Below are 24,909 nucleotides of genomic sequence, written 5' to 3'. Positions count from 1 at the left end.
CCTACACCCGGGCGTCGTAGCCGGGCTGGGCGAGGATCCAGGCGAGCAGGTCCGTGCGAGGGGCGCCGGCCTTGAGCTTGGCCTCCCACTCGGTGCGCTCGGCCGTGGTCGGGACCCGGACGAGCATCGAGCGGATCGACTCCACCAGGTCGGTGGTGGCGGCGGTCTTGCGCTTGTACTCGCTGCTCTCGGAGAAGGTCGTCATGACCTCGCCCCGGGCCGCACCCTTGTCGAGCTTGGCCGTCCAGTAGTCGACGCCGGTGGCGTCGGGCGTGCGCTGGAGCACGTTCTTGTAGATGAGCAGCACGAAGTCCCGGTTGGTGAGCGCCCCGTACTTGTTCTTGAACTCGCTCGAGGCGGCGAACGTGGCCGAGATGGTGCTGAGCTTGGTGCCGCTGCGGTACTTCCCGGTCCAGTAGTCCAGGCCCCTCAGGTCCGGGAGCCGGCCGAAGTAGGCGTTGAACAGGCGGGTGATCGGGGTGATCCCGGCGGCGTGCTTGAAGTCCATGCCCAGGTTCACCAGGCTCTGCGGGGTCGCCGAGCCGTTGGCCAGCTTGGTGCGCCAGTCCGTCAGCTCCGCGGCGGTCGGGACCCGGTTGGCGAAGTCCTCGTACTGCTGGGTGGTGAAGGCGTCGACGCTCTTGAACGGCGGCAGGGCGGTGGCCGACAGGGCCGACTCCGCACCGATGCCGGTGGCGTTGCGGGCCGCCACGCTGAACCGGTAGAGGTGACCAGGCGTGAGCCCGGTGACCGCGGCGGTCCGGTTGGCGTCGGCCGTCTCGAAGGTGGCGACCACCGTGCCGGCCGCGTCGGCCTTGACGGTCACCCGGTAGGCCGTGACGGCGCTGCCGCCCGGGTTGGTCGGCGCCGTCCAGGAGAGCGAGGCCGCCGTGCCCGTGGCCGAGGTGACCGTGGGGGTGCCGGGGGCCGAGGGGGCGGCCCCCGCCGTCACCGTCACCTTCAGCGCCGCCGAGGTCGACGGGGCGTGCGTGGGCGAGCCCAGGTAGGCGGCGGTGACCGTGTGGTCGCCGGGCGCCAGCGAGGGCAGGGGGGTGGTGGCCGTGGGGCCCACCAGGTCGACCGGCGATCCGGCCGTGCCGTCGATGGTGAACCGGACCTGGCCGGTGGCGGTGCCCGAGGCGGGCGCCACCGTGGCGATCAGGTTGTTCCCGGTGCGCACCAGGGCGGTGGTGGTGGCGATGCCGGTGGTCCCGCTGGGGGTGGTGACCACCTGGGCGAGCGCCGCGGAGGTCGACGGGGCCAGGGTGTCGCTGCCCTCGTAGCGGGCCGTCACCTGGTGGGTGCCCAGCAGCAGGGGCTTCGTGGTGCGGGCCGTGCCGTCGGGGCCGAGGGGGGCGGTGCCGAGCACCTCGGTGCCGTCGAGGAACGTCACCGTGCCGGTGGGCGTGCCCGTCCCGGCGGTGCGGCCCACGGTGGCGGTGAAGGCGATGCCGGCATCGGTCGTGGCCGGGTTGAGGCTGCTGGCCACCGTGGTGGTGGTGGCCGTCCGGCCGAACACGATGGGTGCGGAGCCGGTCGCTCCGGCCGAGGTGGCCGAGCCGGCATAGGCCGCCGTGACCGTGTAGGTGCCGCCGGGGAGCCCGGCGGGCCGGGCGAGGGTGGCGGTGCCGGCCACGAGGTCGGCCGAGCCGAGCGAGACGGCCTCGCGGACCGGGTTGGTGCCCGTGGCGGTGAAGGCGACGGTCCCGGTGGGGGTCGACGCACCGGTCACGGGCGTGACCTTGGCCTTGAACGAGACGGCGGTCGAGCTGGAGGGGCTCGCCGGGTCGGTGCTCACCGCCACGGTCGGGGCCGGGGCCTTGCCGTCGCCGGTCACCAGCACGGTGGCGACCGGTGACGTGGCGGCGGTGGTGTCGCTGTCGCCGGCCCAGGTCGCCGTGAGGTCGTGGCGGCCGAGAGCGAGCGGGGTGGAGAGGTTGGCCGTGACCTGGCCGTCGGTGACCGAGAAGGTCTGGACGGGGGTGGTGCCCTCCTTGATGGAGACGGCTCCGGTCAGGGCCAGGCTGCCGGTGCTGGGAGCCACCGTGACCTTGAGCTTCGTCGTCGTGCCCGTCTTGGTGGGCGTGTCGAGCGCCTCGAGCGTGACGGCGGTGGCGGCCTTCGCCACGGTGACCGCGACGTTGGCCGATGCCGCGGCCCGGTAGTGGCTGTCGCCCCGGAAGGAGGCGGTCAGGGTGCGGGTGCCGGCCCGGGCGAAGCGGGCGCCGATGGTCGCCTTGCCGGTGCCGTCGAGCGTGGCGGATCCGGCGCGGACGCCGTTGTCGGTGAGCTCGACCACGCCGGTGGCGGTGCCGGCCGATCCGGCGACGGTCACCGTGGCGTTCACGGTCTCGCCGGCGACCGCCGTGGCCTTGGCGGGGGCCAGGGTGACGGTCGGGGTCGGGGTGGGCGTGCCGCTGCGCCGAGCGGACTCGACGGTGGCGTCGGCGTCGTCGGCCTCGCCGGCGGCACCGTCATCGGCGCCGCCGGTGCCCGGCGTGAAGGCGATGGCCTGCGCGGCCGGGCGGGCGGAGTAGTCCGCCACGTCGGTGCCGGGGCCGCCGATGAGGCGGTCGCCGCCGTCGACGGCGGTGCCCTGGTCCAGGCGGTCGTCGCCCTCGCCGCCCTGCTCGGTGTCGGCTGCGCCGGCGCCGGTGAGCAGGTCGCTGCCCTTGCCGCCGTCGAGCGTGTCGACCTCGGGGCTGCCCACGAGGGTGTCGTCGCCGTCGCCGCCCTCGAGGGAGGCGCCGTCGGTGCTGGTCAGGGTGTCGCGCCCGGCCAGGCCCTCGAGGCGGGCGACCTCGGTGGACGAGAGGCTGCCGATGGCGAGCGTGTCGTCGAACGGTGTGCCGATGAGGTGGTCGATGGAGCCGGCGACGCTGTCGCGCTTGCCGGGGACCGTCGCCGAGTCGTCGGTGGCGTTGCCGTCGTCGTAGGCGGCGCTGCCGCCCTGGGTGACCCACACCGGGCTGGTGCGGTCGGCGTAGCTCACGGTGTCGTGGCCGGCCCCGCCTTCGAGCCGGTCGGCGCCGGCGCCGCCCACCAGGATGTTGGTGCCGTCGCTGCCGCTGACCCAGTCGTCGCCGTCACCGCCCTTGACGGTGTCGTCGCCGCCCTCGCCGAAGACCTGGTCGTCGCCGCCGCGGCCGTCGAGGGTGTCGTTGCCCTCGCCGCCCTGCAGCTTCTGGGCGCTGTCGTTGCCGGTGATCATGTCGTTGCCGGCGTCGCCGCCGACCGCGTCGAGGCTGACGCTGGAGCCGCTGATGGTGATGGTGTCATCGCCGCCGTCGCCGTTGATGTACTGCCTCGGGTCGACGATGGCCGCCCCGTCGCTGCCGCCGTCGACGATGGTGTCGTTGCCGTCACCGCCGCTGATGGTGTCGGTGCCGGTGCCGGTGGTCAGCACATCGGTGCCGGGTCCGCCCTGCAGGCCGCCGGGCCCGTCCCGGTCGGTGAGGGCGTCGTCGCCACCGCCGCCGAACAGCTTGTCGGCGCCGGGCCCGCCGTCGACCACGTCACGACCGGGCTGGTCGTTGCCGCCGTCGAACTCGTCGTTGCCCGGGCCCATGTCGGCTCGGGTGGCGTAGGCGCCGGCGTTCAGGGCGACGACGTCGTCGCCTTCGCCCATGTCGATGTCCTTCTTGCCGAGGTACGAGGCGAGGTGGTCGTTGCCGGGGCCGCCGATGACGGTGTGGTCGCCCTTGTCGGTGTCGAAGGTGTCGTTGCCCGGGCCCATGTCCAGGAACACCTTGCCGGTGCCGCTGAGCTGTCCGGTGTCGTCGCCCTCGCCGGCCTCGATGTGCTCATCGCCGCCAGAGCCGTGGACCACGTCGTCGCCCTTGCCGAGCAGGTAGGTGTCGCCCTTGCCGGCCGGGTCGGGCCTGCTCTGGGCGGCGTCGCCGTCGGTGGCGTCGTCCTTGCCGTCGCCGCCGACGAAGGTGTCGATGCCGGCGTAGCCGATGAGGACGTTGGTGCCGGCGCCGCCGACCAGCGTCTGATCGCCGTTGTCGCCGCCGATCGTGTCGTTGCCGGAGCCGCCCACGATCTTCTCGTTGTCGGGCTTGACCTCGTCGCACGTGCTGCCGGAGCAGTCGGGGCCGGTGAAGTGGCTCACGTCGCCCTCGCCGTCGACCGCGCCGTTGGTCAGGTAGATGGTCAGGTTGCCGGTGCGGCTCGAGTAGTCGGCGGTGTCGAAGTCGGCGCCGCCGCTCATCGAGTCGGCGCCGAGGCCGCCGTCGAGCAGGTCCCTGCCGGTCCCGCCCTCCAGCTTGTCGTTGCCCTTGTTGCCGCGGAGCTCGTCGTCGGCGTCGCCGCCGTAGAGCTCGTCGTCACCTGGCGAGCCGCGCAGGAGGTCGGTGCCGGCCTCGCCGTAGAGCTTGCCGGGACCGTCGACGGTGTCGTCGCCGTCGCGGCCGTGGAGCTCGGCGGGGGGCACGCCGGCGGCCAGCTGGTCGTTCCCGGTGGTGCCCAGCACGATCTCGGCGTCGGCCACGTCGTCCTTGTGGTCCTGGTCGGCCCGGCCGTCGTCGGCCTGGCCGTTGATGGTGATGGTCACCGGGCCGGGCTCGGCGGAGAAGTCGGCGGTGTCGGTGCCTTCGCTGCCCCGGTAGAGGTCGCCGCCCTCGTTGCCGACCAGGCGGTCGTCGCCGAAGGAGCCGGCGAGGAGGTCGTCGCCGGCCGCACCGAACAGGGTGTCGTTCCCGCTGCCACCGATGAGCACGTCGATGCCGGCGTCGCCCTGGAGGGTGTCGTTGCCGGAGCCACCGTCGAGGACGGCGCCCACCGGGGGAGCGAGCAGGGTGTCGTTGCGGGGGCCGCCGACGCCGGTCTCGATGCCGGTGAAGGTATCCTTCTCGGCGGTGCCGGTGGCGCCGCTCGTCTTGGCGTCGCGCAGGTCGACGGTCATGTCGGTGTCGACGTCGGCGTAGCTGACGGCGTCGGTGTTGGCGCCGCCGTCGACCGTGTCGTCGCCGGTGCCGGGGAGGATCGTGTCGTCGCCGTTGCCGGCCTGGAGCTTGTCGGCCCCGGCGCCGCCCACGATGTCGTCGCCGCCGTCGCCACCCACGATGAGGTCGGCGTCGGGGCCACCGTGCAGCGAGTCCGGCGAGCCGGGCCCGGCGGTGCAGGGGAGGGACTTGGTGACGCCGTTCTCGACGGTGGTGGTGCCCTGGCCGGCATCGCCGTACAGGGTGGCCGGGCCGGAGTCGGCGGCAATGCGGTCGCGTCCGGCGCCGCCGCACACCCAGGCGCTGATGGCGGAAGCCCGCGGCGTGTCCGCCGTGATGGTGACCTGGTCGTCGCCGGCCGCGGCGTCGACGAACACCTTCTTGATGCCGGTGAACGTCTCGACGACGCCCTTGCTGGACACGTCGACCGTGCCGGCGGTGCTGCGCTGGGTCACCAGGATGTGATCGGACTGCGCCGTGGTGAACACCTCGAGGGTGCCGTCGGTGTACTGCTTGCCGGTCAGCTTCTCCTGGGTGTCGGTCTGCTGGGTGTTGCAGAAGTCGGTGAGGTCGGGCTCGTCGAGGACCACGCTGTCGGCGATCGGGAACGTGACGTCCTTGACCGGGTTGGAGACCACGACCCGGACGAAGGCGTCGATGTGCGCCTTGGCGTCGAACACGCACACGGGGTTCGGGTTCTTGCGCAGCTGCTTGATGAGCGCCTCGGGACGGAGCTTGCCGTCGGTGGTCTTGAGGTCGATCGAGGCATCGCCGTGGACGCCGCCCTCGGCGAACACGCCGAAGCCGGGGATGCCGATGCCGGCGCCGACGGTGACCTCGGCCTGGGCCCGCAGCTCGGGGACGTCTTCGCCCTTGGCGTTGTTGTCGTCGAGGTAGAAGCCGCCGAGCAGGCCGGTGGCGGCCTGGCCGAAGCTGTCGTTGGTCGGGTCGTCGTCGGTGAGCATCGAGTACGCCTGGCGGATGCCGTAGGTGTCGAAGCCGGCGGAGAAGTGGCCGCCCACGTCGAGGGCGCCGCCGAAGTACAGGGTGGCCGGGCCCACGGGGAACGAGTACGGGCCGATCGGCACGTGGAGGAACGAGCCGCCCGCCTCGAAGCGGACGAGCGGGACGTCCTTGCCGAGCAGCAGCTCGAAGAGCATCTGCGGCTTCTCGAACGCCGGGAACGTCAGCGACTGGTACTGCGCCTCGCGCTGGACCTTGCTCGCCACCTCGATGGGGATGCCCGCGCCCTGGAGGCGGGAGATGACCGACGTGCCGCCGTCGGCGTAGGTCTCGTCGGTGAGCAGGCTGTCGATGTCGGTGGCGCCGCTCGGGGACTGGGCCTTGGCCGTGTCGAGCTTGAAGCTGCCCAGCGAGATGTCCTGGGCGTTGCCGACGCCGGGGGCGAGCTGGCGGGCCAGGTCGCTCACGAGCATGACCTTCTTGATCATGGCCAGCTGGTCCGCCTCGCCGGCGCCCTTGCGGACCTCGTTCACGGCGTTCATGAGGTCCCACCAGGTGGGCTGGGGGGCGCCCACGGCGCGGGCGGCCTCCTTCACGCCGGGGATCGGCTGGCGCAGGGCGTCGATGGTGGGCTCGAGCGGACCGGTGTACTTCCGGACGGCCTCGGCGGCGGGGCCGACGAAGTCGTTGATCACCGAGCCGGCGTTGACCCGCACGTTGTCGAACCCGATGCCGATGCCGCCGCTGTTGGCGGGGGCGCCCGTCACGCCGCCGGCGAGGCAGTTGTAGCCACCGTTGAGCGAGAGGTCGGCCTTGATGGCCGGGAACCTCTTCGAGGCCCCGGTCTCGAGGCCGAGGCGCACGTCGGCGCAGGCCTGGACGCTCGGCGTGATCTGGGCGCTGCCCAGCTGGCCGAGGGTGATCTTGTCGTCGCTGCCGCCGGAGGCGAGGTCGACGCCGAGCACGGCGGCCACGTCCGGCACGCCCGGGTCCTTGTCCGCGATCTTCACGGGGATGAAGGCGAGCTGGGCGTCGACGTTGGCGGGGAGCGAGGCGGTGGCCTGGACCCGGAGCTCGGGCTGGGTGCCGAACGCCTTGGTCGGGATGTAGAAGCCGTTGGTCCGGTCGATGCCGAAGGCCAGGTCCATCTCGAAGCCGACGCCGGCCGAGAAGCCCTCGTCGGACTTCAGGCGCAGGCCGGGGAACCCGGAGTCGAGCGGCTTCGAGGTGACGGTGGCGGTCTTGGCCAGCGGCACCTTCAGCTGGAGGTCCTCGATCTTCAGGGGCGAGTCGTTGTCGGCGCAGGCCTTGACGACGCCGTCGATCTTGCAGCTGAGGTCGACGACCACGTCGGCCTTGGTGATGTCGGTGCCGGTGTCGGGACCGTCGCGCAGGAGCTTGAGGGCGGAGTCCGGGCCGATCTTGGCGAAGACGAAGTCTTGGATGTTGGCCCGCACGACGCTGGCCCTGTTGGCGGCGTTGATCGTGTTGACCAGGTCCTGGGCGGGCTCGACGAACCCCTTGCGGAAGTCCTCGAGCACGTCGGCGCCGGCCGTCGGGTTCACGCCGAGGAGCGGGATGGTCTTGTCGGCGGGCATGGACCGGAGGCTGGCCTCCAGGCGCTCGACGAACGACTCGATGCCGCCGATCAAGATGGCGTACTGGATGTTCTCGTTGTGCAGGTTGTCGAGGACCTGCTGGCCGTCGACCGACCAGCCCGACGGGCTCAGGAGGTCGGGCGCCCGGAAGGTGATGTCGCCCACGTAGGTGTTGTTGATGGTGATGGGCAGCACGGCGCAGGCGTCGGCTGCGGGGGTGCAGGTGCTCTTGGTGGCCGTGGTGTCGTGGACGTTGCCGCCCTTCGACGGGTCGGGCACCAGGGTGGTGACCCACGCCGGGATGGCGGTGTCGTAGATCCGCTGGGGGGAGGCGGCGTTCGCCGTCGAGGACTTCAGCGAGTAGCGGGCGGCCAGGCTGGCCGACGCCGCCTTCGTGCCGTTGCCGATCTTGACCTCGACCGGGCCGAGGACGCCGGCGAACTGGCCGGTGACGTTCGCACCGATGCCGAGGTCCAGCGACGACGTGTCGGCCACGAAGATCCGCGGCACGGTGGTCGGGAAGACCGGGACGCCGGCCGCCGACACCGTGACCTTCGGCAGCTCGATGCCCACGGTCAGCTTGAGCCGGGCGTCGTAGCTGATCGTGACCTTGCCGTCGGAGGTGACGGCGGCCATGGAGTCCGCGCTCTGACCGAGGGCCAGGTTGAGCGGGTACGGGCCGAGCTCGGAGACCTTGGAGCAGCCCGGCAGGGCCTTGCGGTCGTTGGAGCAGAAGCCGATGTTGAGGTCGGCGAGCAGGGCGGCACCCTTGTCGCCCTGCTTCTCGTAGCGGAACGACAGCAGGCCGGGCCACTGGTCGTTGGCGACGCCCAGGGCGGTGCCGAGCTCCTTCTCGATGCGGGCCTCGAGCTGGTCGAGGGTCAGGGTCTCGTCGATCTCGATGAGGGTCGCCAGGCGGTCTTCGAGCTTGGCGAGCATCGGGTCGAGCTCGCCGGCGGACTTGCCGATGAGCGGCAGGGTGCGGATGAGCTGCGGGTTCGTGGCGAGGGCGGCCCGGAGCTTCGCCACGCCGGTGTGGGTGGCGTTGAGGATGCCGGTGAGCGTGGCCCGCGGGTTGCTCGGGTCGTAGGCGAAGGGGAGCAGCAGGTTCTGGAAGTTGCCGTCCATGGCGACGCTCAGCTGCGCCGGGTCGCTGATGTCGGGCCAGCCGATCGTGACCTTGCCGGTGGCGAACGGGCTGCCGGCGAGCTTGGCGCTGGCGTTGAGGCCGAAGGTCGGTACCTTGCCGTTGAGCGTCACCTTGATGGGGCTCTTGGCGCCGGTGGTCGGGGTGGTCAGCTCGTTGAGCGTGAGCCGGTTGTCGTCGGGCGTGCCGTCGACGGTCCCCTTGATGTCGATCGACAGCAGCGGCTTGGCCGGGTCCTTGCGGTCGAGGAGCGTGACGGCACCGGCCGCGTTGTCGTCGGCGAGGTCCACGTCGAGGAGGGCGATCCCCGCGGTGAGCTGGGCGTCGGCGGTCACCTTGGCGTCGGCGGTGATCTCGGCGCCGTCGGCGAGCTGCAGGAAGAAGCGGTCGCCCAGGGCCAGGTCGGGGCGGAGGTCGATGCCCAGGCCGAGCTTGATGGTGAGCGCCGGGTCGATGGTCGCCTTGGCGGTGCCGGTGATCTCGGTGAGGCCGGTCTTCGAGAGCTGGTCGCCGAAGTCGAGCGAGCCGGCACCGGTCTTGGCGGCGGGGTCGATCGTGGTGGAGAGGTCGAGCAGGAGGCGCCGGTCGACCACCCGGGGGTTGAGCGTGTCGAGGGGCACGCCGAGCGCGGTGGCCAGCTTGGGCAGGAGCTCGTCGATCGTGTCGAGGTCGGGCCGCTGCTTGGGGTCGAACGTGATGGTGGCCATCGGGTTGGTCGGGTCGGTGAGGCCGTTGTCGGTGAAGAACCTCACCAGCTTCTCGTTGGCCGAGATCACGCCGGAGAGCCCTTCCTTCACGAAGGGGATGTCGACGTCGTTGCCGGTCTGGATGCCCTTGAGGGCGGTGGTGAGCTGGGCCAGGCCGTTGACGAAGTCGATCATCGTCACGCCCTGGAACTCGCCCAGCTCCGCCAGGTCGACCTTGGGCAGGTCGACGCCGTCGCAGAGGTTGGGGTCGTCGAGCGTGATGCGGCCGAGGGCCGAGGTGAAGCCCACGAGGCTGGCGCTGGCCTTGAGGTCGACCTTGGCGGCGCCCGAGGCGCAGCGGGCCTGGACCCACGACAGCGGGTTGCCGATCTCCGTGGCGTCGATGCGCCCGTCGCCGTTGGGGTCCTTGATGGAGTAGCCGAGGTCGACGTTGGCGCTGGCCTGGCCCACGGCCTTGAGCCCGAGCCCACCGGAGGTGAACGAGATGGCCGGCTGGTCGGGGCCGTTGGCAGGCCCGTCGGCGCCGCCGAAGTCACCGGCGAGGTTGATCTTGATGCTCCCGTTCAGCCCGTCCTGCGGGATGGTCAGGTAGAACTGCTCGGTCTTCTTCTTGGTGAAGTCGATGTGGAGCTTGACCGTCTGCGAGAAGGCCGCGGTGCCCTTCGTCTTCTGCCCGCTGAGGCCCACCTGGCCGGCCTTGAGCGCGATGTCGGGGTCGACGGCCAGGTCGCCCTTGATCGTGAAGGTGATGTCGTAGGTCTTCGACGGCAGCTTCGGCTCGATGTCGCCGGTCACGTCGAGGTTGATGTTGGCCAGGCCGAACGTGTCGACGCCCGGCTTGCCGTCGCCGTCGAGGTCGTCGAGGCGCTCGGACAGCTCGGTGACGCTCGTGATGCCGTCGGTGGCGGCCTGCTGGATCTTGGGGAGGAACTTCCCGAAGAACTCGTCGCGCAGGAACGTCTGGACCTGGTCGCGGGCTCCGAACGGCAGGGCGTTGGTGAGGGCGTCGAGCCCGCCGGTGCGGTCGAGCGTGGCGATCCACGAGTTGAGGGCATCGCCGAGCTGGCCGGCGGTGTCGAACTCGAGCGGGGCCTTGGTGCCCTCGATGCCGAGCGCGGGAGCGACGGCGTCCTCGATCTTGTTCGCGTAGGCGTAGAGGTGGCCCTCGGCGTTGGGGTGGAAGGCGCCGTCGATGCCCCGCTGGTAGAGGAGCGACTCGGCGAGCGTGCGGATGTAGCGGTCCTGGGCGCAGTAGCCGTGCTTGGCGAAGACCGACTTGATGCCGCCGACGAACTGGATCTGGGCGCCGCCGTTGGCGTTGGCGGTGGCGATGCCCTTGTTCACGCGCTGGTTGAGGCCGTCCTCGACGTAGGTGTCGGCCCACTTCATCTCCTCGGCGTTGAGGCCGTCGGTGTTGGACGTCCCGCCCGCGGCGGCGCCGGCGTCCTTCTCCTTCTGGGTCTTGCCGGTGCAGTAGCTGCCGTCGTCGTCCTTGGTGACGTCCATGTACTCGGTGACGAAGACCTTGCCCTTGAGCTTCACGTCGCCGGCCTGCTGCTTGGCCATCTTGTCCAGGCGGGCGTCGAGCAGGGCGTAGTTCTTCTCGATCAGCGGGGCCTTCTCGTCGAAGAGCTGCACACCGTTCTTCTGGCCCGTCCCGTTGGGGAGGTGGCAGTTGGTCTGCACGAGGCAGGCCTTCACGACGGCGGAGAACTCGGCGTCGTTGGCGCCGATGGAGACGGTCATGGCATCGACGGCTCGCGGGCCGACGAGCTCGGCGAGCTGGTCGAGCTGCGGCTTGAGCATGGTGCCCTTCGAGGGGTCCTGGCCGGCGTAGTCGCCGAGGAGGCCCTGGGTGATGGAGGCGCCGGAGCAGGCGAGGTGGATGAACGTGACCGACGAGTGCGGGTCGCGGCGCTCCATGCGCAGGGCGGCCTGGGCGGGCCCGGCGAGGCTGGTGCGGTGGCACTGCTCGTTCTCCCACTTCGGGGTCCAGTTGGTGCCGGAGACGACCGTGTCGGGGTTGCCCTCGCCCGAGGCCACCGAGTCGCCGACCGAGACGAGCAGGTCGTCCTTGGGAGCGATGGTCTCGGTGCGGCTGTCGACCGTGACGGGCCCGACCTTGATCTCGACCTTGGCGGTGAACGTCCCCAGCTTGGTCACGGGCACGGTCTGCTTGCAGCTGGTGCCGTCGACCGTCTTGGCCTCCGCGCCCGTGAGGGTGACCGTGAAGCCGGTGATGACCGACGTCCGGTCGGTCACGGCCGGCGACGCGCAGCTGTCGAAGGTCAGCTGGTACGTCGGCGTCTGGATGAACGCCTTGTCCTTCGCCAGGTCGGTGATGCCGTCGTGGTCGTCGACGATGCCGTCGCTGTCGGCATCGAGGCCGTAGCGGTCACCGATCGACCACGTGTACCGCAGCGTCCCGTCGGGGGGACCGACGGCGAGCGCGGCGGTGGCCGCGCCACCGATGGCGATGAGGACGATGCCCGCGATGAGGGCGGTGATCGTGATGCGGCGCCGACGGGTCGAGCCGGGGCTCGAGGCGTCGGTGGGGATGGCGGTCGTCTCCATGCCAACACGATCCGATGGCGCGCTTGGAGCCCGCTTGAGACCGGCATGGAGCCCGGATCATGCCCCTGACCTGCGGATCCCTGCCCCGCTTGGAACCTGTTCAATCGGCGGGGAGCTCGAGCACCACGCCGAGGTCGGCGGCGAGGGCTTCGGCTTCGGCCGCGCAGCGGTCGGCTTCGGCCTGATCGCCGGTGTGGCCGCGGCGACGCAGGACCACGGCGCGCTCGGCCAGCGCGTGGGCGCGCGCCACGTCGAAGCCGGCGGCGGCGGCGGACGCGACGGCCACGTCGAGGAGGCCGTCGGCCGCGTCGAGGTCGCCGGCCACCGCCAGCACCAGGCCGTGGTGGCGCACGAGGTGGCCCACCGACGCGGCGGCCAGCCCGGCCACGCCGACGCGGTGCGAGATGGGGGCCAGCTCCACGAGCAGGTGCTCGGCCAGCAGCGGGTCGCCGGTGAGCCAGCAGACCTCGGCGGCGAGCGCGGCCACGAGGTAGCGCAGCACGGAGCGCGGGTGCACGGTCAGGCCGCCATCGCCGAGGTACCGGTGGGCCATCTCGATGGCGCGCTCGGGCTCGCCGGAGGCCACCAGGGACCGGGCGAGCCCGATGCCCCACACCGGCACCAGCGGCTGGTCGTCGACGAGCCCGGCCAGCTCGTCGATGAGGGCCGGCAGCTGGCCGCGCTCGAGGGCGATGAGGAACTGCTGGCCCGCCCAGGCGGTGGCGGCGTTCTCGCCGTGGGCATCGGTGCCGATGGTGAGGGCGTGGGTGGAGCGCTCATCGGCGCGAGCGAGGTCGCCCCGCAGGAGCGCCCACATGGCGTCGAAGAAGGCGACGAAGGTGTCGAGCGCCGGCCGGTGGATGGGCTCGACGAACGCACGCAGCTCCTCGAGGGCTGCATCGGCCTGGGCGACCCGGTCGGCTTCGAGGAGGTCGACGACGGCCAGGGCGCGCGCCAGGACCTCGAGCTCGCTCCACCCGCGTGCGGCGGTGCGCAGCGGCGCGAGCAGCGAGAGCCGCTCGTCGAGCCCGGCCGGACCGCCGACCGCCATGTGCCGGGCGAACAGGGTCAGCGCCTGGATGTGGGCGTTCCCGGGGACCTCGGCGGCGGCCTCGAGGGCTTCGATCGACAGGCGGTCCTGCCCGTCGCGATCGTCGCCGGGGTTGAGCGCGAGGGACGACCAGGCCAGGAGAGCCGCCCGCTCGGCGTGGTCGTCGGGGCCGATCGCGCTGCGGGCCTCGTCGATCAGGGCGATGAGCTCGTCGTCGAGGCCGCCGAACGAGAAGCCGATGGCCCCCGACGCCAGCGCCCACTGCTGGGCGGCGCGGGCCAGCACCGCCGCGTCGTGCTGGCGCCTCGCCAGGTCCATCACGCTCGTCAGCGCGCTGCGGGCGTCGTCGAGCTGGCCGAGGAGGCGCTGGGTCTCGCCGAGGAGCAGCAGGGCCTCGGCCCGGGCGCGCTGCCAGGTGGGCGTGCTCTTGTCGGTGGCGGCGAGGGCATCGACGGCGCGGCGCGACCAGATCAGCGCCTCCTCGTCGGCGACCACCTCGAGGGCTCGGCGGCCGGCGGCGACCGCGGCGGCCGACGCCCGCTCGGCGGGGCAGGCCCGGCCCGCCGCGAACAGGTGCTGGGCGACGGTGGTGGCGTGGTCGGGCGCGCTCGGGCGGGCCTCGAGCGCGTCGGCCACGGTGACGTGGAGGCGGGCCTCGCGGTTGCGCGTGGTGCGGGCGATGAGCGACTGGCGGACGAGTGCGTGCGGGAACGTGACCCACCCGATGTCCTCGTCCTCGGCCAGCAGACCGGCATCGATGGCCTCGTCGAGCACGTCGAGGAGGCTGGCCTGGTCGAGGTCGGTCACGGCGCCGAGCAGCTCGATGTCGACCCGCTGGCCGATCACCGCGGCCGCCACGGTCACCGCCGCGGTGCGGTCGTCGACCGCCCGGTAGCGCTGGTCGAACAGGTCCCGCACCGTGGCGGGCAGCTCGCGTGCGTCGGTGAGCGACGCCGTGTCGGTCGGGTCGGCGAGCGCCTCGATGAACAGCGGGTTCCCGGCGGTGCGGTCGAGGATCGCGTCGAGCTCGGCGCCGGCCATGGCGACGCCGCGCTCGTGGAGCAGCTCCGACGCCGCGCCCCGGTCGAGGCCCTCGAGGTCGATCGAGGTGAAGCGCTGGGCCCGGCGGGCCTCGGCCAGGAACCGGTCGACCTCGGGGGTGGGCCGGCCGGCGGGCCGGCGCATGGTGGCCACGATGAGCACCCGCCCGCCCCGGGGGTTGGCCAGGACCTGGTCGAGCAGGGTGAGCGTGGACGGGTCGGCCCACTGGAGGTCGTCGATCACCAGGAGCATGGGGGTGGCGAGGGTGACCTCGGCGAGGAGGTCGGCGAGGGCCTCGTAGAGCTCGAAGCGGCCGGTGCGGGCGGGGAGGTCGACGCCCTCGGCCAGCTCGGGCAGCAGCAGGCCGAGCGGAGGGCGGGGCTCCACGAGCTCGCGCACCCGCTCGACGGGCAGCGAGCGCAGGGCGGTCCGCAGCGACTCGACGATGGGTTGGTAGGCGATGAGGTGCTCGGGCGTGCACCGGCCCCACAGCACGTAGGCACCCCGGGCGTGCAGCCCTCGGGCGGTCTCCTGGGTCAGGCGGGTCTTGCCCACCCCGGCTTCGCCGGACACCACCAGGAGGTGGCGCTCGCCCGCCATGGCCGCCTCCCACGCGCGGTCGAGCACGGTGCGCTCGGCGGTGCGGCCCACGAAGGCGCTGCGCGTGCGCCGCTCGGCGACGGCCGGCGGCAAGGGGAGCGGGCTCTCGGCGGACTCCTCGGCCTCGTCGGTGTCGGCGTCGTCCGTGGCCGCCGCCCCGGCGTCGGCGGAGGGCGGAGGGGTGGACGGCTCGGCGGGGGTGGGAGCGGCGAGCGCCGGGTCCTGGGCGAGGACCTGGTCGGCGAGGCGGGCCAGCTCGGGGCCGGGGGCCAGGCCGAGCTCGTCGGCCAGCGTGGCCCGCATCCGCTCGAACGCGCGCAGGGCCTCGGCCTGGCGGCCGCCGCGGTACAGGGCGAGCACCAGCTGGGCGGCGAACGCCTCGTGGAGCGGGTGCTCGGCCAGGGCCGCCTCGATCTCGCCGGCCGCGAGGGCGTGGCGACCGAGGTCGAGGAGGAGGGCGAAGCGGTCGTGCTGGGCGGCCAGCCGGTGCTGCTCGAGGCGGACCACGTCGCCGCGCGCCCACGGCTCGTCGGCGAAGTCGGCGATGGCGCGGCCCTGCCAGAGGGCGAGCGCTTCGTCGAGGAGCGCGAGCCGCTCCTGGTCGTCGTCGGCGTCGGCCGCGAGGTCGAGCAGCGCGGCGAACCGGTCGGTGTCGAGCGCGCCCTGTGGGAGCTGGAGGCGGTAGGCGTCACCGATCCGTTCGATCGGCTGCAGGTCGGCGCCGAGCGCCTTGCGCAGGTTCGACAGGTAGCTCTGGAGCGAGCTGATGGCGCTGGGCGGCGGCTCGCCGGACCAGAGGTCGTCGACCAGCCGGTCGACCGCCACCGGGTCGCCGCCCGAGAGCGCGAGGCGGACGAGGACCGCTCGCTGGCGCCGACCGCCGAGCGCGGCGGGCTCGCCGTCGCGCCAGGCCCGCACGGGGCCCAGCAGCGACACCACCAGCGTGGGAGGCGTGGCGCGGTCGCTCATCTCGTCAGGCCGTCCCGGGGTACTCGACGGGGCCGAGGGCCAGCCGGACGCCGAGGCCCCGTGCGATCCGGTGGGCCCGGACGCGGTCGAGCGCGGCCCGCTCGGCGTCGTGGGGGCCGCTGCGCCGGTCGAGCAGGAGAGCGCGCTCGGCCAGCGCCCGGGCCAGCCACAGGGTGATGTCCTGCGCCTCGCAGACCGAGATGGCCCGACCGAGCGCCTCGATGGCCTCGTCCGGGCGGCCGGCCCCGTCGAGGGCGAGGGCGCGGTGGCGATCGAGCGGGCCGAGGCACACGGCGCCCATGCCGGTGATCGCCATGTGGTCGGCGACGGGCTCGAGCCGGTCGGCCAGGTCCGCGCACCAGGCCGGCTCGCCGATCATCCAGCACACCTCGGCCAGCTGGGCGACGCTGGTGGACCAGGTGGAGTCGATGGCCTCGAGCCCGTCGTGGGCGATCAGCTGCTCGACCGCGGCGCGCGCCGCGTCGAGGTCGCCCGCGGCGGCGCAGGCAGTGGCGTGGGCGGTGAGCCACACCGCGAGGGTGGGGTACTCGGCGACCATGGCGGCGGTGAGCGGGACGAGCTCGCCAACGGTGCCCAGGTCCCGCGCCAGCATGAACAGCTGGCCGGCCCGGGCGTGGCGGGCGTTGTCGGCGTGGGAGGTCTCGCCGAGCTCGTTGGCCCGCGCCGAGAGCCGCTCGGCCTCGGCGTGGCGGCCGTCCATCTGCGTGACCGCCGCCGAGAGGAAGAGGTGGTAGGCGTCGTAGCCGGGCTGGCGGAACGGGACGATGAAGCTCTCGAGGTCGTCGATGCGCGCCCGGGCGGCGTGGGCATCGGCGTGCTCGAGCAGGTCGACGACGTCGAGGACCATGCTCACGACCGTGAGCTCGGCCCAGCCCGCGTCGGCGGCGGCGGCGCCCATCTCCGGCCCGATCTCGAGGCGGCGCTCGAGCCCGTCGGGCGTGGCGTGGGCCAGGCGCTCGGCGAGCAGGGCGAGGGCGAGCAGGCCCGGCCGGTCGGGGAGCGACCGGGCATCGGTGAGCGCCCGATCGGCCAGCTCGCGCTGGCGGGGCTTCTCGGTGGTGCTGTTGCGGGCGATCGACGACCACGCGAGCACGCTGGTGCGGTCGGCGGTCACCTCGTCGCCGGGGGCGAGGGCCAGGGCGTCGTCGAGCAGCGCCAGCAGCTCGAGGTCGACGGTCCCGAAGGCGAAGCCCACGCCGGCGATGTCGAGGCACCGCTCCTGGGCGGCGCGGGCGAGGACGGCGCCGTCGTCGCGCGACCGGGCCTCGCCGATGACCGCGTCGAGCGCGGCCTCGGCGGCCTGCAGCTCCCCGAGGCGCCGGCTGGCCTCGGCCACCAGGAGGTGCGCGTCGGCGGTGATGGCCCAGGCGTCGTCGTGCTCGGTGCCGCTCACCGAGGCCAGCGCCCGCTCCCCCCAGGTGCGGGCCTCGTCGTCGGCGTGGGTGGCGAGCGCGGCGCGGCCGGCGTCGACCGCGGCCCGCCCGGCGCGGGTCGGGGGGCAGAGCCGACCGGCGCTCGCCAGGTGCTGGGCGACGGCGATGGCCTGGTCGGATCCGGGGTGGGCGGCGAGGGCGTCGGCCACCTGGAGGTGGAGCTGCGCTTCGCGGTTGCGGGTGGTGCGGGCGATGAGCGCCTGGCGGACGAGGGCGTGCGGGAACGTCACCCACCCCAGGTCCTCGTCCTCGGCGAGCAGCCCTGCTTCCACGACCGCATCGACCTGGTCGAGCAGGGCGTCGGGGCCGAGGCCGGCGACCTCGCCGAGCAGGTCGAGGTCGATGCGCATCCCGATCACCGCCGCGGTGGTGAGCACCCGGGCCGTGTCGGTGGGGAGGGCGTCGACCCGCAGGTCGATCAGGTCGCGCACGCTGGTGGGCAGGTCGCGCCCGTCGAGCGGGGGGAGGTCGTCGCCGTGCTCGGCCAGCGACTCCAGGAAGAAGGGGTTGCCGCCGGTGCGGTGGCGCAGGGCCTCGGCCACCTGGTGGGCCTCGGTGACGCCCCGGGCGGCGAGGAGGTCGGCGACGTCGCCGGTGGTCATGCCGCCCACGCCCACCTCGTCGAGGCGCCGGTCCCGGCGGAGGTCGGCGAGGAGCCGGTCGAGGTCGACGGTGGGGCGCCCCGCGGGGCGGCGGACCGTGGCCACGACCAGGAGCCGACCTGACTGCACGTGGCGGACCAGGTGCTCGACGAGGCCGAGCGTGGAGCGATCGGCCCACTGCACGTCGTCGATCACGTAGACGACGGGTCCCGAGGCGGCCACGGCGCCGACCACCTCGGCCAGGGCTTCGTAGAGCTCGTAGCGGCCGGCGTCGGTGGTGGCCTCGACCGGTGCGGCCAGGTCGTCGGAGGGGAGCAGCAGGCGAAGGGCCGGGCGGGGCTCGACGATGGCGCGCACCCGTTCGGGGCTCACCACCCGCAGCGCCGTCCGCAGCGCCTCGGCCGCCGGCTGGTAGGCGACGAGGTTCTCGGCGGTGCACCGGCCCCAGAGCACGTGGCCGCCGGCATCGTGCACCCGCTGGGCGAACACCTGGGCGAGGCGGGTCTTGCCCATCCCGGGCTCGCCGGTGAGCACCACCATGCGGCGGTCGCCGGCCGCCACGGCCTGCCACGCCCGGTCGAGCTCGGCCAGCTCCGCTTCGCGCCCCACGAACGCGCCGCGGATCCGCCGTTCGGTGACCGCCGGCGGGAGGTCGAGCGGACCGGCGGGAGGCCCCACGTCGGGGGCGGTGGGGTGCTCCCAACCCAACGCCCGAGCGCCAGGCGTGGCGGCAGTGGCGGCGGCGTCGAGGACCGGCTCGGGCGCATCGAGGGCCGGATCCCGTTCGGCGACGGCGGCGGCGAGCCGGACCAGGTCGGGGCTCGGGTCGAGCCCGAGCTCCTCGGCGAGGTGCTCGCGGGTCTGCTCGTACGCCCGGAGGGCCTCGGGCTGGCGGCCGCAGCGGTAGAGGGCGAGCACCAGCTGCTGAGCCAGGCGCTCGCGGAGCGGGTGGGTCTCCACTGCGGCCGCGAGCTCGGCCACCGCGGTGGCGTGGTGGCCCTCGTCGAGCAGGAGCTGGAAGCGCTCCTCGGCGGCGGCGAGGCGCAGCTCGTCGAGGCGGAGGGCCTCGCCCTTGGCCCAGGCCTCGTCGGCCAGGTCGCCCAGCGCCGGGCCGTCCCACAGGCCGAGCGCGGCATCGAGCCGGTCGACCCGCTCGGATGGCGGGCCGACCGCTCCGCGCAGGGCGTCGTCGACGAGCTGCTCGAACCGGTCGGTGGCGAGCTCGGCCACCTCGGTGCTGATCCGGTAGCCGTCGCCCACGCGCTCGATGGCCGGGGCCGAGCCGCCGAGCGCCCGCCGCAGGTTGGAGACGTAGCTCTGCAGCGTGTTGGCGGCCGACGCGGGCGGCTCGCCCGCCCACAGGTCGTCGATCACCCGGTCGGTGGGCACCACGTGGCCGCCGGCCACGGCCAGGCGGGCGAGCACGCCCCGCTGGCGCTTGCCGCCGAGCACGATCGAGGTGCCGTCGCGACGGGCGCGCACAGGCCCGAGGACGGAGATCGTCAAGCGGGGATGGGGTGGAGCGTCGGTCTGGGACACGGTCCTGCGGGGTGACTACCGGTCGGCGCAGGGTCCGACCGCCGGTCGAGAAAAGCTAGCGGTCGCAGCGGGAGCTGCGGACGGCCGGTGCGCGGCCCGCGCTCGGAGACCACCCCCAGGTCAGCGCTCCTCCATGCGCCCATCGGCGTGCAGGGCGAAACGGCCGCGGTCGGCACCGTGGTCGGGAGCGTCGTCGGTCCACGGCCAGCCCCCGAACCCGGTGCGCTGGTAGTCGGAGAAGGCCTGACGGATCTCGTCTTCGGTGTTCATCACGAAGGGGCCGTAGCGGGCGACGGGCTCGCCGATGGGCCGCCCTTGGAGGATCAGGAGCTCGACCCGCTCGGGGCCGGCCACCAGCGTGGTGGGGGCATCGCAGCGCACGACCGCGCCGACCTCGTTGTCGAGGTGGTGGCCGCCGACCTCGACGCCCGCCCCTTCGAACACGTAGAGGGTGCGGATGGTGTCGGGACCAGCCGCGGCGGGCAGCTCCCACTCGGCGCCCGGCTCGAGCTCGAGGTGCCAGATGGCGAGATCGGCTTCGGGGTGCGCCGCCCACGAGTTGGGCGGAGGGGCGAGCGGCTGCACGTCGCCGAGGGCGCCGGCGATGACGGTGACGACGGCCTTGCGGCCCTGGGCATCGGTGGCCTCGACCGTGGGCGTCTCCTCGGCCCACAGCATCGTGAAGTACGGGTCGACGAGCTTGTCGGCGGCGGGGAGGTTGAGCCAGATCTGGAAGAGGTGGAGCGGGTTGGGCCCCTCCGCGTCGACGAGGGGGAACATCTCCGAGTGGACGACGCCGGCACCCGCGGTGAGCCACTGGGTGTCGCCGCGGCCGAAGCGGGCGGTGGCGCCGAGCGAGTCGCTGTGGTCGATCAGGCCCTCGCGGACGACGGTGACCGTCTCGAACCCGCGGTGGGGGTGCTGGGGGAACCCGGGCACGTGGGACCCGTGGTACATGTTCCAGCCGTCGACGCCCGCGAAGTCCTGGCCCATCTCGCGACCCTCGAACGTGGCCGCCGGGCCCAGCTCGCCGTCGCCCTCGGGGTACTGGTCGAGGTGGTGGGCGCAGAACAAGAAGGGGTCGATGGTGGGCCACTGGGTGCCGAGCTCCACCTCTTGGAGCACCACGTCGTCGGAGGGGGTGGCGGAGGTGGTGTCGGGGGCCGTGGCATCGGGGTCGGTCGTCGCGCTCATGGCCACCACGCTACGGGGGCGTCGCAACCTCCACTCCGGACAGACGTCCGGAGCCGGCCGCGAACCCGCAGGTCGGCCGGCTCCGACGAGGGTGAGCTGTCAGTAACCCGTCAGCGGACAGACCTGATCTGGTCATGGACGAGACACGGGGCGTACACGGCTGATCTCTACGTTGACCTGCGTGTATACAGACCCGGATACAAGCATGAGCCGCAGGGAGCTGGCGTACCACTCCCTTCGGCAGCGGTTGTTGAACGGTGACTTCGCGCCCGGGAGCCGCCTCGGGGAGGAGCGCCTGGCCGCCGAGCTGAGCGTCTCGCGCACCCCCATCCGGGAGGCGCTGTCGCGGCTGCACTCCGAGGGCCTGGTGGAGCGCCTGCCCGACGGCGGGTTCGGCCCGACGCTCATCAACCTCCACGTCATCTCGGAGCTGTACGAGATCCGGTTCGCGCTCGAGCGGTTCGCCCTGCGCCGGACCGTCGGGTCCGAGCCGGCCCACGACGAGGCCCTCGTCCGGGCCCTCCAGTCCGACTGGGCCGACATGGACTCGCCCGCCGACGATGACGACGTCGACGGCGACTTCGTGCTGCTGGACGAGGACTTCCACGAGCGCCTCGCCGCCGCTGCCGGCAACCAGTCGCTCGTGGACCAGCTCCACAAGGTGAACGAGCGCATCCGCATCGTGCGGATGCAGGACTTCCTCACCGCCGAGCGCGTCGAGCTGACCATCGGTCAGCACCTCGGCGTGCTCGATGCCCTGCTCGACGGCGACATGGAACGGTCCGAGGAGCGGCTCATCGGCCACTTCGCCGAGTCGTTCTCCGTCGTCGAGGAGCGCGCCGCCCTCGTGATCGCCCGCATGCTCGACCGGAGTGCCCGATGACCGACACCACCCCATCTGAACCGACGCCCATCGACGCCACCCTGACGGGCTCGCCGCCCGCGGTCGAGGCGCACCTGGCCGACGCGGCCGTCTTGACGGCCACGCCGATCCTCGACGCCCGCCAGATCACCCAGCGGTTCGGGCCGCTCGTGGCGAACGATGCCGTGGACTTCTCGATCCATGCCGGCGAGGTGCACGCCCTCCTCGGGGAGAACGGTGCCGGCAAGAGCACCCTGATGAAGGTGCTCTACGGCGTGAACACGCCGCAGGTGGGCGAGGTGCTCGTGCACGGCGAGCCGATCGAGCTGGGCTCCACCGCCGCCGCTCGCGCCGCGGGCATCGGCATGGTGTTCCAGGACCTCCGCCTGGTGCCGGCGCTCACCGTCGCCGAGAACGTCGACCTGGCGTGCGGCTCGGGTCGCTACAAGCGGTCGGTCGCCCGGAGCCGGGTGGCCGACGGGGCCGAGAAGTACGGCCTGGCCGTCAACCCCGATGCGGTCGTGCGCGACCTGTCGATCGCCGAGCGCCAGCTCGTCGAGATCCTCCGGGTGCTCCTGATGGACGCCAAGGTCGTCATCCTCGACGAGCCCACCAGCGCCCTGGCCCCCCAGGAGGTCGATGCCCTGCTCGCGGTCATCGACCGCCTCCGCTCCGACGGTCTGGGCATCGCGCTCATCACCCACAAGCTGGCCGAGACCCGGGCGGTGGCCGACCGCGCCACGGTGCTCCGGGGCGGGGCCATGGTCCTGTCGGGTGCCAACCCCCGGGAGCTCTCCGACGACGAGCTGATCGAGGCGATGGTCGGCAGCGTGCCGCCGCCGCTCCCGGCCCACCGGGAGCCGCCCCAGAAGGGCGACCCGGCGCTGGTGGTCAACGGCGTCAGCGCCAAGAGCCCCGACGGCCACCACCGCATCACCGACGTCACCTTCATGGTCCAGCCGGGCGAGCTGGTCGGTGTGGCCGGCGTGTCGGGCAACGGCCAGCGCGAGCTGCTCGACGCGGTGCTCGGCGTCCTGCCGCTCGAGGCCGGGGAGATCCACATCGGCGGCACCGACATCGGGCGGGCCGGCAAGCCGAAGAAGGCGTTGAACGCCGGGGCGGTGATCGTCCCCGAAGACCCCGTGAACGATGCCGTGGTCGGCGGCCTGGCGATCCTCCAGCACCTCGCCCTCAACGGCCGCCCGCTGCCCACCTCCGGGCCCCGGATCGACTGGAGGACCGTCCGCCGCATGGTGGGGGAGACCGACATCGCCGAGAAGCTGCACCTCGCACCGCTCGATCGGGACGTGTCGACGCTCTCCGGCGGCAACATCCAGCGGGTGGTGCTGACCCGCACCTTCCTCGTCGACGAGCCCAAGCTCGTCGTGGTCGCCTACCCGAGCCGGGGCCTCGACATCGCTTCGGTGCGGGCGACCCAGCAGCTGCTGCTCGACCGCCGGGCGGCGGGGGCCGGGATCCTCATGGTGTCCGAGGACCTCGACGAGCTGCTCTTGATGGCGGACCGCATCGTCGTCCTGCACGACGGCCACGTCGCCGGCGTGGTCGATCCATCCACGACCGACCGACAAGCCATCGGCCGGCTGATGCTCCAGGGGGCAGCCGCATGACCGCGCTCGACGCACCTCCCATCACCGAACCCGTCCCCGAGGGCGAAGGTCCGCCCCCGGTCGACCACGGCGCCGACGCGCCCACCCTCATCGAGCGCCTTCCGATGCTGGTCCTGCGCTGGGTCGTCCTGATCGTGTGCACGCTGGTCATCTTCTCGGCGTTCCTCATCGCCAAGGGCGCGGATCCCGTGTCGGTCCTGCGGTCCATGTGGAACACGTCGCTCGGCTCTCCCGACAGCGTGGGCGAGACGCTCATCGCCGCGACACCGATCCTGCTGGCCGCGCTGGCCGCAGCCGTGCCCGCCCGGGCCGGGCTGTTCAACCTGGGCGGTGAGGGCCAGCTGCTCATGGGCGCCATCGGGGCCATCGTCATGGCCGACAAGCTCGGGGGCGCAGCTCCCAGCGTCGTGACCTTGACGCTCATGGGCGTGTGCGGCGCCGCCTTCGGTGCGGCCTGGGCGGCGCTCCCCGCCGTCCTCAAGGTGGTGACCCGCACCAACGAGGCCATCTCCAGCCTGCTGCTCAACTACATCGCCGCGATCATCGTCACCTGGCTCTGCTTCGAGCCCTGGAAGGACCCGCAGAGCCTCGGTCAGGCCTACTCCCGTGAGCTCACCGGTCCCGAGCGCTTCCCGATCATCTGGGGCGAGCGGGTGCACCCTGGCATCTTCGTGGCGCTGGCGGCGGCCGTGATCCTCTGGGCCATCCTCAAGTACACGACCTGGGGCTTCAAGCTGAAGGTCATCGGCGGCAACCCGTCGGCGGCCCGGCGGGCCGGGCTGGCGGTGGGTGGGCTGTCCATCGCCGCCATGGCGGTCGGCGGGTCCATGGCGGGCCTCGGCGGGATGATCGAGGTGGCCGGGACCGAGGGCCGCCTCCGGCCCGAGCTGCTCGCCGGCATCGGCTTCGTGGGCTTCCTCGCCTCGTGGCTGGCCAAGCACGATCCCCTCAAGTGCATCTTGTCGGCGGTCATCTTGGGCGCCATCGCCGTGGGCGGCAGTGGCCTGAAGATCACCGCCGGGCTGTCCGGTGGGGCCGTGAACATCCTCATGGCCCTCGTCCTGTTCGCCGTCCTCGGCTGGGGCTCGCGCCCGGCCCGTCAGGAGTCCTGATGATCGAGCAAGTCCTCACGGGTGCCGTCGCCGGCGGCACGTGCATCGTCTTCGCCGGCCTGGGCGAGGTGGTCGCCGAGCGGTCGGGCGTCATCAACCTCGGTACGGAGGGGTCGATGCTCTGCGGCGCCCTCGCCGCCTACGCCGTCGGCATCGAGACCGGCAACCCGTGGATCGGGGTGCTGGCCGGCATCGTCGGCGGCGCCGCCCTGGCCGCCGTGTTCGCCGCCATGGTGCTGGTGCGCAAGGCCAACCAGATCGCGATGGGCCTCGTCGTCAGCTTCCTCGGCATCGGCATCACCGCCCTGTTCGGCCAGGACTACGTGGGCAAGGGCGTCGTCCCCTTGAAGACGTGGAACATCCCGGGGCTCTCCAAGCTCCCGTTCTTCGGGCCGATCCTCTTCCAGCACGACCCCCTGACGTACCTCTCGTTCCTCGCCGTGCCCCTGGTGACGTGGGGCCTGTGGCGGACCCGTGCCGGCCTGATCCTGCGGGCCGCCGGCGAAGGCCCCGAGGTGCTCGAGATCTACGGCACCTCGGCCACCGCGGTGCGGTGGGCGGCGGTCCTGTTCGGCGGGGCGATGTCGGGCATCGGCGGCGCCCAGCTGTCGACGGCGTCCACCCTCAACTGGTCCGAGCAGATGACCGTGGGCCGGGGCTACGTCGCGGTGGCGCTCGTCATCTTCGCCGGCTGGGTGCCCTACAAGCTCCAGCTGGGCGCCTACCTCTTCAGCGGCGCCATCGCCCTCAACCTGTACCTGCAGGCCGAGGGGTCGGACATCTCCCGCTACCTCCTCCAGTCCCTGCCGTACGTGCTCGTGCTGTTCGTGCTCGCCCTGCTCAGCCGGCGGCGGATCCACGGCGGACCGGCGGCGCTCGAGCAGGTCTTCGAGGCCTGACGGCTTCCCGGCCGCCTCGTCCA

General features: G+C 72.9%; 8 protein-coding genes. 4 read left to right on the top strand and 4 right to left on the bottom strand.

Translation table 11 applies throughout. The annotated features are described in order from the left end of the window. Position 1: 1 nt before the first annotated feature. The 4 genes from ACPPVX_RS05300 to ACPPVX_RS05285 all read right to left on the bottom strand — a co-directional run bounded on the left by ACPPVX_RS05300 (position 2) and on the right by ACPPVX_RS05285 (position 20,385). Positions 2 to 11,935 (bottom strand): Ig-like domain repeat protein, encoded by an 11,934-nt coding sequence (locus ACPPVX_RS05300; protein ID WP_426573856.1) that lies wholly within the window; start codon positions 11,933 to 11,935, stop codon positions 2 to 4. A 100-nt stretch (positions 11,936 to 12,035) separates the two neighbouring features. Continuing rightward, the gene (locus tag ACPPVX_RS05295; RefSeq protein WP_426573855.1) at positions 12,036 to 15,596 is read right to left on the bottom strand and encodes a BTAD domain-containing putative transcriptional regulator; all 3,561 of its coding nucleotides are present in this window, start codon (positions 15,594 to 15,596) and stop codon (positions 12,036 to 12,038) included. Between the two features lie 4 nt (positions 15,597 to 15,600). Next, the gene (locus tag ACPPVX_RS05290; RefSeq protein WP_426573854.1) at positions 15,601 to 19,158 is read right to left on the bottom strand and encodes a BTAD domain-containing putative transcriptional regulator; all 3,558 of its coding nucleotides are present in this window, start codon (positions 19,156 to 19,158) and stop codon (positions 15,601 to 15,603) included. A gap of 153 nt (positions 19,159 to 19,311) precedes the next feature. After that, on the bottom strand, positions 19,312 to 20,385 hold the full coding sequence (locus ACPPVX_RS05285) for a pirin family protein (RefSeq protein WP_426573853.1): 1,074 nt from the start codon (positions 20,383 to 20,385) through the stop codon (positions 19,312 to 19,314). A gap of 205 nt (positions 20,386 to 20,590) precedes the next feature. Here ACPPVX_RS05285 and ACPPVX_RS05280 point away from each other — a divergent pair, with 205 nt between their 5' ends. From ACPPVX_RS05280 to ACPPVX_RS05265, 4 genes are read left to right on the top strand one after another with little or no spacing between them, the layout of a single operon-like run. Continuing rightward, the gene (locus ACPPVX_RS05280; protein ID WP_426573852.1) at positions 20,591 to 21,268 is read left to right on the top strand and encodes a GntR family transcriptional regulator; all 678 of its coding nucleotides are present in this window, start codon (positions 20,591 to 20,593) and stop codon (positions 21,266 to 21,268) included. Beyond that, positions 21,265 to 22,875, top strand: a complete 1,611-nt coding sequence (locus ACPPVX_RS05275) for an ABC transporter ATP-binding protein (RefSeq protein ID WP_426573851.1) — start codon at positions 21,265 to 21,267, stop codon at positions 22,873 to 22,875. The genes ACPPVX_RS05280 and ACPPVX_RS05275 overlap by 4 nt, the downstream gene beginning before the upstream one ends. Beyond that, positions 22,872 to 23,987, top strand: a complete 1,116-nt coding sequence (locus ACPPVX_RS05270; protein ID WP_426573850.1) for an ABC transporter permease — start codon at positions 22,872 to 22,874, stop codon at positions 23,985 to 23,987. The genes ACPPVX_RS05275 and ACPPVX_RS05270 overlap by 4 nt, the downstream gene beginning before the upstream one ends. Then, positions 23,987 to 24,886: an ABC transporter permease gene (locus ACPPVX_RS05265; RefSeq protein ID WP_426573849.1), complete on the top strand. Its 900-nt coding sequence runs from the start codon at positions 23,987 to 23,989 to the stop codon at positions 24,884 to 24,886. Before ACPPVX_RS05270 ends, ACPPVX_RS05265 begins: the two co-directional genes overlap by 1 nt. Positions 24,887 to 24,909: the final 23 nt, after the last annotated feature.

The organism is Aquihabitans sp. McL0605 (assembly GCF_049993875.1).
Lineage (GTDB): Bacteria > Actinomycetota > Acidimicrobiia > Acidimicrobiales > Iamiaceae > Aquihabitans.
Note: the sequence above shows the minus strand (reverse complement) of the source record. Positions and strands in the feature narration are given on the sequence as shown.